Consider the following 15386-nt stretch of genomic DNA (forward strand, 5'->3'; position numbering starts at 1 on the left):
TCCCGAGGGCCGCGTTTTCCCGAACTGAACGAGGTATTCCAATGGCCGTTGGCAAGGTTTCTGACGCCGATTTCGACGCCGAAGTACTCAAGGCGACCGGCCCGGTCGTGGTCGATTTCTGGGCCGAATGGTGCGGCCCCTGCCGCATGATCGCACCCGCGCTTGACGAGATTTCCGGCGTGATGGGCGACAAGGTCAAGATCGTGAAGCTGAACGTCGACGAGAGCCCGAAGACGGCTTCCAAATACGGCGTGATGTCGATCCCGACGCTGATGATCTTCAAAGGCGGCGAGATGGCCTCGCGCCAGGTCGGCGCCGCGCCGAAGCAGAAGCTGCAGCAGTGGATATCGGCTGCGGTCTGACGCCGTCGTACAAATAAATTGCTCTCACGGCCGGCGAAGAGCCGGCCGTTTGCGTTGAGAGGGTATGCCGCCCGCGCGCCGAACAACCGCAGTGAAATCTTCCAGGCCGTTGGCGGCGATGGAGGCGCGTTCCGTCGATACCATTCCGTGCGGGCCGCAATGGCAGTACGAACCGAAGTGGGACGGCTTCCGCTGCCTGCTCTCTCGCGATGACGACAACGTCGATCTGCGCTCCAAATCAGGCGAAGACCTCGCCCGCTATTTTCCCGAGCTGGTCGAGGCCGCGCTCAAACTGAAAGCGGCGGCATTCCTGCTCGACGGCGAAATCGTCGTGCCGCATGGCAAGGCGCTTTCTTTCGATGACCTTTTGCAACGCATTCACCCCGCGGCGAGCCGGATCAGGAAATTGTCGCAGGAAACGCCCGCGCTTTTTCTAGCCTTCGATCTCTTGGCGACCACGGCCGATAAAGCGCTCTCCGCGCAACCGCTCAGCAAACGACGTCCGGTGCTGGAGGCCTTCGCAAGGACCCAGTTCAAATCCAATCCAACGTTTCGGCTGTCGCCGGCGACGCCGAGCCATGCGACCGCAAAAAAATGGCTGGCGCAAGCCGGCGGCGGCTGCGACGGCGTGATCGCCAAGCGCGTCGACCTGCCCTATCAATCCGGCAACCGCGACGGCATGCAGAAGATCAAGAACTTTCGTAGCGCCGACTGCGTGGTCGGCGGCTTCCGCTACGCGACCAACAAGCTCGATGACAAGGAGGTGGTGGGGTCGCTGCTGCTCGGCCTCTACGATGGCGAAGGATTATTGCACCATGTCGGCTTCACCTCGGCGATCAAACGGCAGGAAAAGCTGGCGCTGACGGCGAGACTTGAGCCGCTCATTGCCAAGCCCGGATTTACCGGCAACGCGCCGGGCGGCCCGAGCCGCTGGTCGACCGACCGCTCGGCGCAGTGGTGCCCGTTGAAGCCGAAGCTCGTGGTCGAGGTGGCTTACGATCATTTCAGCGGCGAGCGGTTTCGCCACGGCACCTCGATCTTGCGCTGGCGTCCGGACAAGGCGCCAAAACAATGCACCTTCGATCAGCTGAAACAAAAAGCTGCCGATCCGATGAAGCTGCTGGCGTAACCTTCGTTACGGCGACGCCGCGCACTCGGGTCCGAACGTCCCGCGGACCGAGCACAGGCTCCGCGGCGAGCCGCTGAAGAGGCGCTGCGCCCGCGTCCGGGACACAAGTATTCTATCCCGGCGGCGTGCCGTTGGCGGCGAGCACATGGCCGGCGAGATACAGCGAGCCCGCGATAAGGATGCGCGGCGGCACCTCATAGGCAAGCCGCGCGAGCGAACGCAATGCCGCTTCGACGCTGGCTGAACTTTCCACACGCATGCCGAACTGCCGCGCGGCATCCGCCAGCCGATCCGGCGGCATCGTGTTGTCGCGATCCGGTATCTGCACCGCGATGATGTGGCGCGTCAGGCCTGCGAAATTGGCGAGAAACGCGCTGGCATCCTTGTTGGCCATCATGCCGACGATCACCACCAGCGGACGCGATACCCGTTCTTCGAGATCGCCCAGCGCCGCGGCGGCCACGCGCCCGCCCTCCGCATTGTGCCCGCCATCGAGCCAGATCTCGCAACCTTGCGGGGCCTGGTCCACCAGCGCGCCTGAGGCCAGACGCTGCATCCGCGCCGGCCACTCGGCGTTGACGATGCCGGCCTCGAAAGCCGCCGCGTCGATCTTGAACCTGTTCTGCGCGCGCAGCGTCGCAATCGCGAGGCCGGCGTTGTCGAACTGATGCCGGCCGAACAGTTTTGGCGCCGCCAGATCCATCAGGCCGCGATCGTCCTGGTACACCAGCCGCCCGCGCTCCACATTGACGTGCCACTCCTGCGATGCCCGATGCAGCAACGCGTGCATCCGCCTGGCCTGTTGTTCGATCGCGTCCATCGCCTCGGACGGCTGCTCCGCGCAAATCGCCGGCACGCCGCGCTTGATGATGCCGGCCTTTTCGCGGGCAATCGCGGTGAGCGTATCGCCGAGAAATTCGGTGTGGTCCATGCTGACCGGCGCGATCACGCTCGCCAGCGGCGTATCGATCACGTTGGTCGCATCGAGCCGCCCGCCGAGACCGACTTCCAGCAGCACCACATCGGCCGCGTGCTGCGCGAACAGACAAAATGCCGCCGCGGTCTCGACTTCAAAAATGGTGATCGGCGCGCCCGCATTGGCCCGCTCGCAATGTTCGAGCGCCGCACGCAGTTCGTCATCGTCGACCAGCGTGCCGCCGCCGACCCGGCCGAGTCGAAAACTTTCGTTGATCCGCACCATATAAGGCGACGTGTAGACGTGGACGCGCAGGCCGGCCGCTTCCAGAATGGCGCGCAAATAGGCGATCGTCGAACCCTTGCCGTTGGTGCCGGCGACGTGAATGACCGGCGGCAGCATCCGTTCGGGATGTTTCAGCCGCTCCAGCAATCGGAGCATCCGCTCCAGGCCGAGATCGATACGTTTGGGATGTAGCGCAGACAGCCGCGCGATCAATTCGCCGAGCGGTGGCGCTGGCTTGGCCGCAGGCGCGTTCACGCGTGGGGTGCTGCCGGCGCGACATCCGCACCCGATACGATCGGGGCCGGAGTGGCGACCTCTGGCGCGGGCTTGGAGGGGATTTCGATGGCTGGCGACTTCGTCAGCAAGCGGCAGAGCCGCGCCAGCGTCTGGCGCAGATGGTGGCGATGCACCACCATGTCGACCATGCCGTGGTCTTTGAGATATTCCGCGCGCTGAAAGCCTTCCGGCAATTTCTCGCGGATGGTCTGCTCGATCACGCGCGCGCCGGCGAAACCGATCAGCGACCCCGGCTCGGCAATCTGCACGTCGCCGAGCATGGCATAGGAGGCGGTGACGCCGCCGGTGGTCGGATTGGTGAGCACCACGATATAGGGCTGTTTCGCCTCGCGCAGCATCTGTACACCGACGGTGGTGCGCGGCATCTGCATCAGCGACAGAATGCCTTCCTGCATACGAGCGCCACCCGAGGCGGCGAATACGATGAACGGCGATTTCTTTTCAACCGCGAGTTCCAGCCCGCGCACGATGGCTTCGCCGGCAGCCATGCCGAGCGAGCCGCCCATGAAATCGAAATCCTGCACCGCGATCACCACGCCGGCGCCCTCGAGCTTGCCGTAGCCCACCTTGATGGCGTCGTTCAGCCCGGTTCTGGCGCGGGCATCCTTGATGCGATCGGCGTATTTACGTTCGTCGCGGAATTTCAGGGGATCGGCGGTTACTTCGGGCAGCGCCACGTCGAACCAGGTCTCGTTGTCGAAGATCGATTTCAGCCGCGCCACCGCGCCCATGCGCATGTGATAGTTCGAACCGGGAATGACGAACTGGTTGGCCTCGACGTCCTTGTAGAACACGAGCTGCCCGGAATCGGGGCACTTGATCCACAGATTCTCCGGCGTTTCGCGCCGCAGGATGTTGCGGATTTTCGGCCGGACCACGTTGGTGAGCCAGTTCATGTTTCGCTCCGAATCGCGATCTAGCAGCGATCGCATGGATTATATGGCGGCTGGGGAAGTGCCCGGCAAGCCGCCGTTTTGCGGTCTATCTTGCCCGCAATTGTGGCCTATTCTGCGGCCTGTTTCGCTCCCCGCACGCCTTGCGCGAGCGAGGCCGCAAGATCGGCCACCGCGTCGACGGTTTTGGCCGTCGCGCGGCCTTCGGCATCGAGGCTGCCGCGCAGAGCATCGACCAGCGCGGTCCCGACCACCGCGCCGTCGGCGTTTTGCGCAATGCCGCGCGCGGCGTCCGGCGTCCTGATGCCGAAGCCGACACAAACCGGCAACATGGTATGCCGCTTGATGCGAGCGACGGCCTCGCCGACCACCGCTGTATCCCCGCCGGCGCTGCCGGTGATGCCGGTGATGGAGACGTAATAGACAAAGCCCGAAGTATTCGCGAGCACCGCGGGCAGGCGCTTGTCGTCAGTGGTCGGCGTCGCCAGCCGGATGAAATTCAGCCCGGCCTTCATCGCCGGCAGGCACAATTCGGCGTCTTCCTCCGGAGGCAGGTCGACGATGATTAGGCCGTCGACGCCTGCGGCTTTTGCATCGACGAGAAATTTGTCGACGCCGTAAATGTAGATCGGATTGTAGTAGCCCATCAGCACCAGCGGCGTGGTGGCGTCGCCCTGGCGGAATGCCCGAACCATATCGAGCGTTTTCTTGAGCGTCATGCCGCTTTTCAACGCGCGCAATCCCGCCGCCTGGATCGCCGGACCGTCCGCCATCGGATCGGTGAAAGGCATGCCGATCTCGATGACATCGGCGCCGGCCTTCGGCAGCGCCTTGATGATTTCGAGCGAGGTCGCGGGATCGGGATCGCCGGCCATCACGAAGGTGATGAAGGCCGAGCGGCCTTGCTTTTTCAGCTCGGCAAAACGTGCGTCGATGCGGGTGGTCATGATGCGTCCCGCTTGCGGGGAAGAGTTAGGGTTGGGGCTCTATCGTTTCGGGCGGTCACTTCTTCCTCCCCCGCAAAATGTCCCCCACCTGCGGAATGTCCTTGTCGCCGCGACCGGAGAGATTGACCACCATCAGATGGTCTTTCGGCCGCTTCGGCGCCAGCTCCATCACTTTGGCGATGGCATGGGCGGGCTCCAGCGCCGGAATGATGCCTTCCAGCCGCGACAGCAATTGAAATGCCGCCAGCGCTTCGTCGTCGGTGGCGGACAGATAGGTCACCCGGCCGGTTTCATGCAGCCAGGCATGCTCCGGGCCGATGCCAGGATAGTCCAGTCCTGCCGAAATCGAATGCGCGTCCTGGATCTGGCCGTCGTCGTCCATCAGCAGATAAGTGCGGTTGCCGTGCAGCACGCCCGGTCGGCCGCCGGCGATCGAAGCCGCATGCAATTGCGTGAGCCCATGGCCTGCCGCCTCGACGCCGAAAATCTCGACGCCGGGATCATCGAGGAACGGATGGAACAGCCCCATCGCGTTGGAGCCGCCGCCGATACAGGCGATCAGCGAGTCCGGCAGACGGCCTTCGGCTTGCTGCATCTGCGCGCGGGTCTCGTCGCCAATCACCGCCTGAAAATCGCGCACCATCATCGGATAGGGATGCGGGCCCGCGATCGTGCCGATGCAGTAGAACGTGTTGTGCACGTTGGTGACCCAGTCGCGCAGCGCGTCGTTCATCGCATCCTTCAGCGTGCGCGAGCCCGACTGCACCGGAACGACCTTGGCGCCCAGCATTTCCATGCGGATGACATTGGGCTGCTGCCGCTCGACATCGACGGCGCCCATATAGACCACGCAATCGAGCCCGAACCGCGCACACAGCGTGGCGGTGGCCACGCCATGCTGGCCGGCGCCGGTTTCCGCGATGATGCGCTGCTTGCCCATGCGCCGCGCCACCATGATCTGGCCGAGCACGTTGTTGACCTTGTGCGAGCCGGTGTGGTTGAGCTCCTCGCGCTTGAAATAGATTTTCGCGCCGCCGAGATGTTCGGTCAGGCGCTCGGCAAGATACAGCGGCGACGGCCGGCCGACATAATCCCTGAGATAGCCGTTCATTTCGGCCTGGAACGCCGGGTCGGCTTTAGCGTCGGCGTAAGCCTTCTCCAGATCGAGGATCAGCGGCATCAACGTTTCCGCGACAAAGCGGCCACCGAAAATGCCGAAATGGCCACGCTCGTCCGGGCCGCTGCGGAAGGAATTAGATAAATTTCGATTCATCGAACCATCAACTCTTCAGTGGCGCGCGCGGCGCGAATAAAGGCGCGGATCATCTCGGGATCCTTGAGGCCCGGCGTGCGCTCGACGCCCGAGGAAACATCGACGCCGCCGGCGCGCGTCACGCGAACGGCTTCTGCGACATTGCCGACATTGAGACCGCCCGAAACCATGAACGGCAGTTTGAGGTCGAGATTCTCAAGCACGCGCCAATCAAACACCTCGCCCAGACCGCCCGGACGCGTCGCTTCCTTTGGGGCGCGGGCATCGAACAGGATGCGGTCGGCAACGGCGGCATAGCCGGGCAGCGATGCGAGATCGGCCGTGGCTTCGACGGCGAGGACCTTCATCACAGGCAATCCGAATTTCTGCTTGAGGTCACGCAGCCGCGCCACGCTTTCCGTACCGTGCAATTGCAACATGTCCGGCTGCAGCGCCTCGACGATATTGGCGAACGTCGCGTCGTCGGCATCGACCGTAAGGGCGACTTTTGACGCGCGGCGTTTTACCTGTTTGCCGAGGGCGCGCGCCGTCTCAAGGCTGAGATGCCGCGGCGAGGGCGGAAAGAATACGAATCCTACCATGTCCGCGCCGGCATCCAGCGCGACGTCGAGCGTCTCGCGCGTGGACAGGCCGCAAATTTTGACGATCAGGGACATGGCTCAGGGCACAGGTTATGGGCGGCGATGAGCGCCGGAAAGGCGACGCTCTTGCGGCGCGTTCTACAACGTCGCGCCCTGCTTGTCTCGCCCGCTGGACCCATATCCGCCACCCTGCCCCGGGCCAGGGAGCCGCCGCGGATCATACCGCGAGGCCGCAGCACCACCGCGTAGCTCGGCCAGTTGCGCCCGTGCCTGCCTTGCATCGGCCTCGTGCTGCCGCGCGGCGCGCCGCCAATGGCGCTGCCGGAACCAGGTCGCGCAGCCGCCCGCCACCACGCCCAGCATCGCCACCGCGATGATGACGACGAACAGCGGCAGCGTGACGCTGATCGACGGATCGGTCGAATTGAATGGATCGAACGACACCGTCACCAGATGACGATTGGCCACCGCGAAGACGATGAAGATCAGGCCCAGCGGAACCAGCACCAGGCCTGTGAAAAATTTTCGCATGACCATCTCTCGCATTGGTGGAGATCGGCGGACGCGTATTCCGCAAAGCCGGCTGGCGACCGCGGTAAGGGGCGGTCCAGGATCGCCTACGCGCCGGCCTCGGATGTCCCGTTGCCGCGGTTCAACCGCTCGCGCATCTCCTTGCCCGTCTTGAAAAACGGCACGCTCTTCTGATCGACCGGCACATGCGCGCCGGTACGCGGATTGCGGCCGGCGCGGGCCGGACGATGCTTCACCGAAAACGCCCCAAAACCGCGCAACTCGACCCGGTCGCCGCGCGCTAACGCGGCGACGATCTCATCAAGAATCGCGTTCACGATGTTCTCAACATCCCGCTGGTAAAGATGCGGGTTGTGCTCGGCAATGCGCTGAACAAGTTCGGATTTGATCATCGAGACTGGGACCCGGGAGCGTGCGGACATCATTTCCGTGAAAATGCCTTGAACTGTCAAGACGCTAAATGAAATTTGGACGGCGCGAAAACGCGTGACAATCGGCCGGATCGGGGGTTGTGACTATACCCGCAATGCGGGAGGACACCACGGAAACCGGACTTAGGCGGTTCAGTTTGTCCCTGCGGGGTGCCACAGCGCCAGCATCCCATCGAGGCTCAGGCGATCGACGGCCTGCGCGACGCCGGTCTGCTCCACCTGCCGCGCAATCGCGCTCAAGCCCAGCGCATCAAGCGTAAAGGAAGCTGCCGTGCGCAGAAAAGTCAGGTCACCGAACTTGGGCGACAGCTTGAAATCACGCACCGGTAAATCTTTCTTGACGCCTTTCTGCGCCACCAGCCACGCCACGGCGGTTTTCTCGTCGCCGAGTTGGTCGACCAGTTTCAGATCGACCGCCTGGCGGCCGGTGAAGACCCGTCCGTCCGCGACTTTTTCGAGCAACCCGTCGTCCATCCCGCGGCGCTCTTTCACGAGACCGCGAAACCACGCGTAGGAGTCCTTTACCAGCGCGTCAAGCGCGGCGCGCGCTTCCGGGCTGGTCGGCTCAAACCCATTGGGCGCCGCCTTTAACGGCGACGATTTCACTTCCTCGACCTTGACGCCGACGGTCTTCAGCAGCTCGGTAAAATTCGGATATTGGAACAGCACGCCGATCGAGCCGACCAGCGAGCTTTGCTGCGCGACAATGTGATCGGCCGCAAGCGCGGTGATGTAGCCACCCGACGCCGCCAATCCCTCGACCACCACGACCAGCGGCTTCTTCGCCTTTAGCCGCATCAGCGCATCGTAAAGCTGTTCGGAGCCAGCCGTGGTGCCGCCTGGCGAGTTGATGTGCACAACGACCGCTGCGGCGCCGGATTTTTCCAGCCGCTCGAGCGCCTCGACGCGATCATTGTCGCTCCGTATCAGACCATCGATTTCGACGCGAGCGATCGAACCTGATGTCGTGAATGCGCCGCGCCCGGCCGGCGTTACAACCACGCCAACCGTGACGATCGCGACGATCGCGACCAGCACGGCGAGCACGCGCCAGAACGTCAGCTTGCGGCGTATCCTGCGGCGATCGACGATCACATCGGAATCAAGCGACATCGAAATTCTCCCCGGAAGCGGTCTTTAAGACGGGTCGCACGGTCTTCTCTGCACAGCCTTAATATACCGTGTCCCAATTACATCAATTGCGATGCAATATGAAGAAAACAAGACCCTATTCTGGTCGTCCCGGCGTCCGCCGGGGCGACAACAGCGGAAAAAAAGGGCCCCGGTCGAAACCGGGGCCCCATTTGATCAAGCCGAGAATCGAGAGGCTTACTTGTCGGTGCGCTGCTTGAGCGCGGTGCCGAGAATGTCGCCCAGCGTCGCCCCCGAATCGGAGGAGCCGTACTGCGCGATCGCCTCTTTCTCTTCGGCGACTTCCAGCGCCTTGATCGAGACCTGCACCTTGCGGGCCTTCTTGTCGAACTGGATCACTCGCGCATCGACCTTTTCGCCGACGGCGAAACGCTCGGCGCGCTGATCGGAACGCTCGCGCGCCAGTTCGGAGCGCTTGATGAAGGTGGTGAAATCGGTGCCGGCGATCTTAACCTCGATGCCGCTTTCCTTCACCTCGAGCACTTCGCAGGTCACAACCGCACCCTTCTTGACGTCGCCCGGCTCGGCGAAGGGATCGCCCTCGAGCTGCTTGACGCCGAGCGAGATGCGCTCCTTCTCGACGTCGACGTCGAGCACCACGGCCTTGACCACGTCGCCCTTCTTGAAGTTGTCGATCACCTGCTCGCCCGGGAGCTTCCAGTCGAGATCGGAGAGATGGACCATGCCGTCGACGTCGCCCTCGAGCCCGAGGAACAGACCGAACTCGGTCTTGTTCTTGACCTCGCCCTCGACCGTCGATCCCACCGGGAATTTCTCGACGAACACTTCCCAGGGATTGCGCATGGTCTGCTTGAGACCGAGCGAGATCCGGCGCTTGACGGAATCGACTTCGAGAACCTGCACTTCGACTTCCTGGGAGGTCGAAACGATCTTGCCGGGATGCATGTTCTTTTTGGTCCACGACATTTCCGAGACGTGGATCAGGCCTTCGATACCCGGCTCCAGTTCGACGAACGCACCGTAGTCGGTGATGTTGGTGACGCGGCCGGTGAAGCGCGCATTAAGTGGGTATTTCGCCTCGATGCCCTGCCACGGATCGTCCAGCAATTGCTTCATGCCGAGCGAGATGCGGTGGGTCTCGTGGTTGATCTTGATGATCTTGACCTTCACGGTCTGGCCAATGGTCAGCACCTCGGTCGGGTGATTGACCCGGCGCCAGGCGATGTCGGTAACGTGCAAGAGGCCGTCGATGCCGCCGAGATCCACGAACGCACCGTAATCGGTGATGTTCTTGACGACGCCGTCGATGACCTGGCCCTCTTCGAGGTTCTGCACCAGCTCCTGGCGCTGTTCAGCGCGGGTCTCTTCGAGAACCGTGCGGCGCGACACCACGATATTGCCGCGGCGGCGATCCATCTTGAGGATCTGGAACGGCTGCGAATTGTTCATCAGCGGCGCGACGTCGCGGATCGGCCGGATATCGACCTGCGAGCGCGGCAGGAAGGCTACTGCACCGTCGAGGTCGACGGTAAAGCCGCCCTTGACCTGATTGAAGATGACGCCGTGCACCTTCTCGTTATTGTTGAACGCCTTCTCGAGCTTGCCCCAGCTCTCCTCGCGGCGCGCCTTGTCGCGCGACAGCACGGCCTCGCCGAGCGCATTCTCGATGCGGTCGAGAAACACCTCGACCTCATCGCCGACCTTGAGTTCGCTTTCGCGGCCGGGTCCTGCGAATTCACGCAGCGCCACGCGGCCTTCGGTCTTCAGGCCGACGTCGATGACGGCCATGTCCTTCTCGATCGCAACAACGATGCCCTTGATGACGGAGCTTTCCTGCAGATTGCCGCCGGCAAAGCTCTCGTCGAGCATCGCGGCAAAGTCGTCGCGGGAAGGATTATAGGAAGCAGCAGTCGAAGCCATTTGTTCTCCAGATGCGGGTATCGCCGGCCATTCGGGTTAAAGGGCGTATCGCGCGTGAAGTGTTAGAGCTCCGCAAACCCTAACGACCGCCCATTGCGAAAATCGCAAGAGCGGGCCGGCAGCATGCCTGCACGTTCGATACGTTGATGTCGCGCATTCCGCAAAAGTGAAAACCGGTCTTGCGAAAAGAATGCGCGTGACTTTGATGTCCGGACTTTGAATGGATCGATCTCGAGAAATCGAGTTCGAGGTACCGACATTCAAGACCTGGAGCGGGCTTTCCTCCAATGACGGCTACGGGTTCAAACCCGCTGCCGGCCCGCTCGGACGGCCTCGACGATGTCGATGGCGGCCCGGACGCCGCCTTCTATATCCAAATGCGAGTTATCGAGCAAGTAAGCATCCGCGGCGGGTTTTAAAGGTGCAACGGCCCTGTTCCGGTCGCGTTCGTCCCGTTTGAGGATATCGGCCAGCACCAAAGCCTCGTCGGCATCCTCCCCCCGTGCCCTCGCTTCGAGGGTCCGGCGGCGGGCGCGGACTTTCGGGTCGGCCATGACGAAGATCTTCACGTCGGCATGCGGGCAAATCACGGTACCGATATCGCGGCCATCCAGCACCGCGCCCGGCGGATCCGCCGCGAATTGCCGCTGAAAATTCAGCAATACCTCCCGTACTTTCGGAAAAGCCGAGACCACCGAAGCGGCCTCGCCCACGACTTGCGTCTTCAGGGCAGGATTTCCGAACTTTTCAGGATCGAGCTCGCGCGCCGCCGAGACGGCGAGCATCTCGTCGGTCAGGTCGGCGCCGGCATCCAGCAGCGCCTTGGCGACCGCGCGGTAGATCACCCCGGTATCTAGGTGGCGATAGCCGTAGTGGTGGGCGAGCCGCTTCCCGAGCGTGCCCTTGCCTGACGCGGCCGGTCCGTCGATGGCGATGATCATGACAACTCCGCCCCAAGCGAGCGCATCATCGGGATGAAATCCGGAAAGCTGGTGGCGATGAACGCGGTGTCGTCGACCCTCACAGGCTTGTCGGACGCCAGCCCCATCACCAAGGCCGACATCGCGATGCGGTGATCCATGTGGGTGGCGACGAGCCCGCCGCCCGGAACATGGCCCTTGCCTTCGACCATCATGTCGTCGCCCGAGATCTCGACCTTGACGCCGTTGACGCGCAGCATGGCAGCGGTGGCTTCCAGCCGGTCGGACTCCTTGACGCGCAATTCGTGCAATCCGCGCATGATTGTGGTGCCTTCGGCGAAGCCGGCGGCCACCGCCAGCACCAGATATTCGTCGATCATCGAGGGCGCCCGTTCGGGGGGCACCTCGACGCCGCGCAGCTTCGAGGCGCGCACCCGCAACTGCGCCATCGGCTCGCCGGCATCGCCGCGCAACTGGCTTTCCTCGATCGACGCGCCCATCTCGCGCAGTGTCGTGAACAGGCCGGTGCGCAGCGGATTGGTCATGACATCCGACAGTACGATGTCGGAACCTTCCACGATCAATGCCGCCACGATCGGGAATGCCGCCGATGACGGATCGGCCGGCACCACGACCTCGGCGCCGTGCAGTTCGGGCTGACCGGTGAGCGCGATTTTGCGCCCATGGCTGCCGTCGCGCGTCGAGACGATCTGCGCCCCGAAATGCTTCAACATCAGCTCGGTATGGTCGCGGCTGGCCTCGGTCTCGATCACGGTGGTGACGCCGGGCGCTGCCAGCCCCGCCAGCAGCACGGCGGATTTGATCTGGGCTGAGGGCACCGGCGTCCGGTACAGGATCGGCAGCGGATCGCGCGCGCCATGAAGCGTCAGCGGCAGGCGGCCGCCTTCGCCGCTCGCCCCGACCCGCGCGCCCATCAACGCCAAGGGATCGAGCACCCGCCGCATCGGCCTGCCGCGCAGCGAGGCGTCACCGTCGAAAATTGCGGTAATCGGACAACCCGCCACCGCACCCATCACCAGCCGGCAGCCGGTTCCGGAATTGCCAAAATCGAGCGGAACCTCGGGCTGCGCGAAGCCGGCCACACCTACCCCGCGCACCGACCAGGCGAAATCACCGGTTCGCTCCACTTGTGCGCCCAGCGCCCGCATCGTTTTGGCGGTATTCAGCACGTCTTCGCCCTCGAGCAGGCCCGAAACCCGGGTTTCGCCGACCGCCAGCGCGCCCAAAATCAGGGCGCGGTGGGAAATCGACTTGTCTCCGGGAACGCGGACCTTCCCGGTCAGAGGGCCGCTCGAACGTGCTTCAAGCGGCGTCGGATGGTTGGCGAAGCCTTCTGAATGGGTCAAGATTGTGTCCTCTGCGCGCGCGGCAGGTAACACATGGGCCGCGCGGCGTCACGCGGCTGTCTTTCTCGCGCAGAGCGCTATTGACAGCGGCGCGGCAACTAGCCAAGTGAAGCACCGTTTTCCAGAAATTCCCAGGGATCCCCACGTGGCCAAATCCGATCTCGGAACCAAACGCATTTGCCCGACGACAGGCAAGAAATTTTACGACCTCAACAAGAACCCAGTGATCTCGCCCTACACCGGCGAGGTGGTGCCGATTGCGCCGATTCCGCCGCCGCGAACCCGCGCCGATGCCGCGGCGCGCGCTAGCGCCGCAGCCGCCGCCTCTGCCGCCGAAGCAACGCCGGAGCCGGCCGAGGCTGAAGAGTTGGTGCCGCTCGAGGAAGCCGATGCCGAGGAGAACACCGGCAAGGTCAAGGCCGTCGTTCCCGAGTCCGAAGATGACATCGAAATCGACGAGACCATCGAAGGCGATGATGATGACGATTCGACCTTCATCGCCGATGAGGAAGAGGGCGACGAGGATGTGACCGATATCATCGGTGACGTCGGCGGCGACGAGGAGACTTGAGATCGGCGCTGAACTGTGTTCAGGGTTTTTCCGCGCGTCGCCCAAGGCGCGCGGCAGGTTAAGGGGCCATAGCTCAGCTGGGAGAGCGCTTGCATGGCATGCAAGAGGTCGGCGGTTCGATCCCGCCTGGCTCCACCACGCTTCGCCCTTCGGGCTACGCGTGGCGCAGCCACGCACAGGCCCGGAGAGCGAAGCGTGCCCGGCGTAGCCCTCTTGAGCGAAGACGGGCTGGAGAGGTCATCGGATCTCATCTACCATCTGGGCTCGCCGTCGCGTGAGCGCCCATGTGGCACTTCTACATCATCCGCAGCATCAATTTTCCCGAACAGGAATATGTCGGCGCAACTTCGGACTTGAAGCAACGGCTGCCCGACCACAACGCCGGCAAATCCACCCACACTGCAAAGTTCAAGCCCTGGGAATTGGTCTGGTACTGCGCCTTTCCGGACAAACACAAAGCGCTGGCTTTCGAGAAATATCTCAAATCCCATTCCGGCCGGGCATTTGCGAAGAAGCGTCTGGAGTGATTAAACCTCCAGACCACAAAAGCATTCACCGGAAACGCCAAGAAACCGCCCCATGCCCCCTGAAACTGCTTCCGGCGCAATGGCCGGATTGCGCGTGATCGACCTGACGCGCGTTCTCGGTGGACCTTACTGTACGCAAATCCTCGCCGATCACGGCGCCGACGTGATCAAGGTGGAGCCTCCCGCCGGCGACGAGGTGCGCGACTGGGGACCTCCCTTTCATGGCGAGGACGCGGCCTATTTCGTCGGCATCAACCGCAACAAGCGTTCGATCGGTCTCGATCTCGCCTCCGAGGGCGGGCGCGCCGTGCTGCTAAAGATGCTGGAGCGCGCCGACGTCCTGATCGAGAATTTCAAGCCGGGCACGCTCGACAAATGGGGCATCGGCAACGACGTGCTGCGCGCGAAATTCCCGAAACTGGTTCACTGCCGGATTTCCGGCTTCGGCGCCGACGGGCCGCGCGGCGGCAATCCCGGCTACGACGCGATCATTCAGGCCATGACCGGGATGATCGCCGCAACCGGCTCGCCGCAAAGCGGGCCGATGCGCATCGGCGTGCCTTTGGTCGATATAACCACGGGGCTTTACGCGGCGATCGGCATTCTGATGGCGCTATCGGAGCGGCAAAGATCGGGTGTCGGGCAGTTTCTCGAAACCACGCTGTATGAAACCGGCCTTGCCATCATGCATCCGCACACCGCGAATTATTTCATGCACGGCAAACCGCCGCAGCTCACCGGCAACGAGCATCCGAATCTCGTGCCCTATGCGATTTTCCCGACGCGTACCGCCGATATCTTCATCGGCGTCGGCAACGACGGCACCTTCCGCAAGCTCTGCAAGGAGATCGGCAAACCCGAACTCGGCAGCGACGTCCGGTTTGCGCGCAACAAGGACCGCATCGCCAACCGCGATGCACTGCGCGCCGAACTCGCCGCGGTGTTCCGCCAGCATGACGCCGAGCCATTGTGCGACCGTCTGCTCGCCGCGGGACTGCCGGCCGGACCGGTACAGTCGATCGATACCGCGCTGACCAATGCCCACACTGCCTACCGCGGCGACATCATCGAAAAGGACTGGTACAAAGGGGTCGCCTCTCCGATCCGTCTCGAACGCACCAAGCCGAGCCTGCGGGGCGTCCCGCCAAAATTCAGCGAGCACGCCACCGCGGTGCTCGGCGAATTCGGGTACTCCAAAGGCGAAATCGATGCGCTGATCGCCGAGGGCGTGGTCTGCGGGCCCGAACGAAAGCGCTGAGATTGTAGTTGCGAAGTCGTGCCGGCGACGCCGGCGCCACAACCACCGGCTTCTCGTCGTCAACG

At 63.3% G+C, this 15386-nt stretch carries 16 protein-coding genes and 1 tRNA gene; 6 read left to right on the top strand and 11 right to left on the bottom strand.

Annotated features, from left to right (window positions below):
* Positions 1-41: 41 nt before the first annotated feature.
* Together trxA and N554_RS0122225 are read left to right on the top strand one after the other, a co-directional pair.
* Complete coding sequence (gene trxA, locus N554_RS0122220; protein ID WP_029585486.1) at positions 42-362, top strand: thioredoxin; 321 nt, start codon at positions 42-44, stop codon at positions 360-362.
* Positions 363-453: 91 nt separating this feature from the next.
* Entirely contained in the window at positions 454-1491 is a 1038-nt protein-coding gene (locus tag N554_RS0122225) for an ATP-dependent DNA ligase (protein ID WP_256378752.1), read from the top strand.
* Positions 1492-1603: 112 nt separating this feature from the next.
* Here the strand turns inward: N554_RS0122225 and N554_RS0122230 are convergent, their stop codons facing one another.
* From N554_RS0122230 to aroA, 11 genes are all read right to left on the bottom strand, one after another.
* A complete protein-coding gene (locus tag N554_RS0122230; RefSeq protein ID WP_029585488.1) occupies positions 1604-2947 on the bottom strand; it encodes a bifunctional folylpolyglutamate synthase/dihydrofolate synthase in 1344 nt (447 codons plus the stop codon).
* Positions 2944-3885 (bottom strand): acetyl-CoA carboxylase, carboxyltransferase subunit beta, encoded by a 942-nt coding sequence (gene accD / locus N554_RS0122235; protein ID WP_029585489.1) that lies wholly within the window; start codon positions 3883-3885, stop codon positions 2944-2946. The genes N554_RS0122230 and accD overlap by 4 nt, the downstream gene beginning before the upstream one ends.
* A 107-nt stretch (positions 3886-3992) precedes the next feature.
* Entirely contained in the window at positions 3993-4829 is an 837-nt protein-coding gene (gene trpA / locus N554_RS0122240) for a tryptophan synthase subunit alpha (protein ID WP_029585490.1), read from the bottom strand.
* Between the two features lie 55 nt (positions 4830-4884).
* Positions 4885-6102, bottom strand: a complete 1218-nt coding sequence (gene trpB, locus N554_RS0122245; RefSeq protein ID WP_029585491.1) for a tryptophan synthase subunit beta — start codon at positions 6100-6102, stop codon at positions 4885-4887.
* Positions 6099-6758: a phosphoribosylanthranilate isomerase gene (locus tag N554_RS0122250; protein ID WP_029585492.1), complete on the bottom strand. Its 660-nt coding sequence runs from the start codon at positions 6756-6758 to the stop codon at positions 6099-6101. Before N554_RS0122250 ends, trpB begins: the two co-directional genes overlap by 4 nt.
* Positions 6759-6821: 63 nt before the next feature.
* Complete coding sequence (locus N554_RS0122255; protein WP_029585493.1) at positions 6822-7214, bottom strand: LapA family protein; 393 nt, start codon at positions 7212-7214, stop codon at positions 6822-6824.
* Between the two features lie 86 nt (positions 7215-7300).
* Positions 7301-7636, bottom strand: a complete 336-nt coding sequence (locus N554_RS0122260) for an integration host factor subunit beta (RefSeq protein WP_197033688.1) — start codon at positions 7634-7636, stop codon at positions 7301-7303.
* Between the two features lie 141 nt (positions 7637-7777).
* Positions 7778-8758 carry a signal peptide peptidase SppA gene (sppA, locus tag N554_RS0122265; protein WP_029585495.1) on the bottom strand — a complete coding sequence of 327 codons (981 nt, stop codon included), beginning with the start codon at positions 8756-8758 and terminating at the stop codon, positions 7778-7780.
* Positions 8759-8974: 216 nt separating this feature from the next.
* Positions 8975-10678 (bottom strand): 30S ribosomal protein S1, encoded by a 1704-nt coding sequence (rpsA, locus tag N554_RS0122270; protein WP_029585496.1) that lies wholly within the window; start codon positions 10676-10678, stop codon positions 8975-8977.
* 302 nt (positions 10679-10980) lie between these two features.
* Complete coding sequence (cmk, locus tag N554_RS0122275; protein WP_029585497.1) at positions 10981-11619, bottom strand: (d)CMP kinase; 639 nt, start codon at positions 11617-11619, stop codon at positions 10981-10983.
* Positions 11616-12965 (bottom strand): 3-phosphoshikimate 1-carboxyvinyltransferase, encoded by a 1350-nt coding sequence (gene aroA, locus N554_RS0122280; RefSeq protein ID WP_029585498.1) that lies wholly within the window; start codon positions 12963-12965, stop codon positions 11616-11618. Before aroA ends, cmk begins: the two co-directional genes overlap by 4 nt.
* Before the next feature lie 145 nt (positions 12966-13110).
* On the opposite strand from aroA, the gene N554_RS0122285 reads away from it, so the two are divergent.
* The 4 genes from N554_RS0122285 (at position 13111) to N554_RS0122300 (ending at position 15321) form a co-directional block, all read left to right on the top strand.
* Positions 13111-13536 carry a TIGR02300 family protein gene (locus N554_RS0122285; protein WP_029585499.1) on the top strand — a complete coding sequence of 142 codons (426 nt, stop codon included), beginning with the start codon at positions 13111-13113 and terminating at the stop codon, positions 13534-13536.
* A 62-nt stretch (positions 13537-13598) separates the two neighbouring features.
* Positions 13599-13674 (top strand) — tRNA-Ala (locus tag N554_RS0122290).
* Positions 13675-13820: 146 nt separating this feature from the next.
* The gene (locus N554_RS0122295; RefSeq protein WP_029585500.1) at positions 13821-14063 is read left to right on the top strand and encodes a GIY-YIG nuclease family protein; all 243 of its coding nucleotides are present in this window, start codon (positions 13821-13823) and stop codon (positions 14061-14063) included.
* 52 nt (positions 14064-14115) lie between these two features.
* Positions 14116-15321, top strand: coding sequence for a CaiB/BaiF CoA transferase family protein (locus N554_RS0122300; RefSeq protein ID WP_029585501.1), 1206 nt, complete (start codon positions 14116-14118; stop codon positions 15319-15321).
* Positions 15322-15386: the final 65 nt, after the last annotated feature.

Origin of the sequence: Bradyrhizobium sp. URHD0069 (genome assembly GCF_000701345.1) — a bacterium.
Lineage (GTDB): Bacteria > Pseudomonadota > Alphaproteobacteria > Rhizobiales > Xanthobacteraceae > Bradyrhizobium.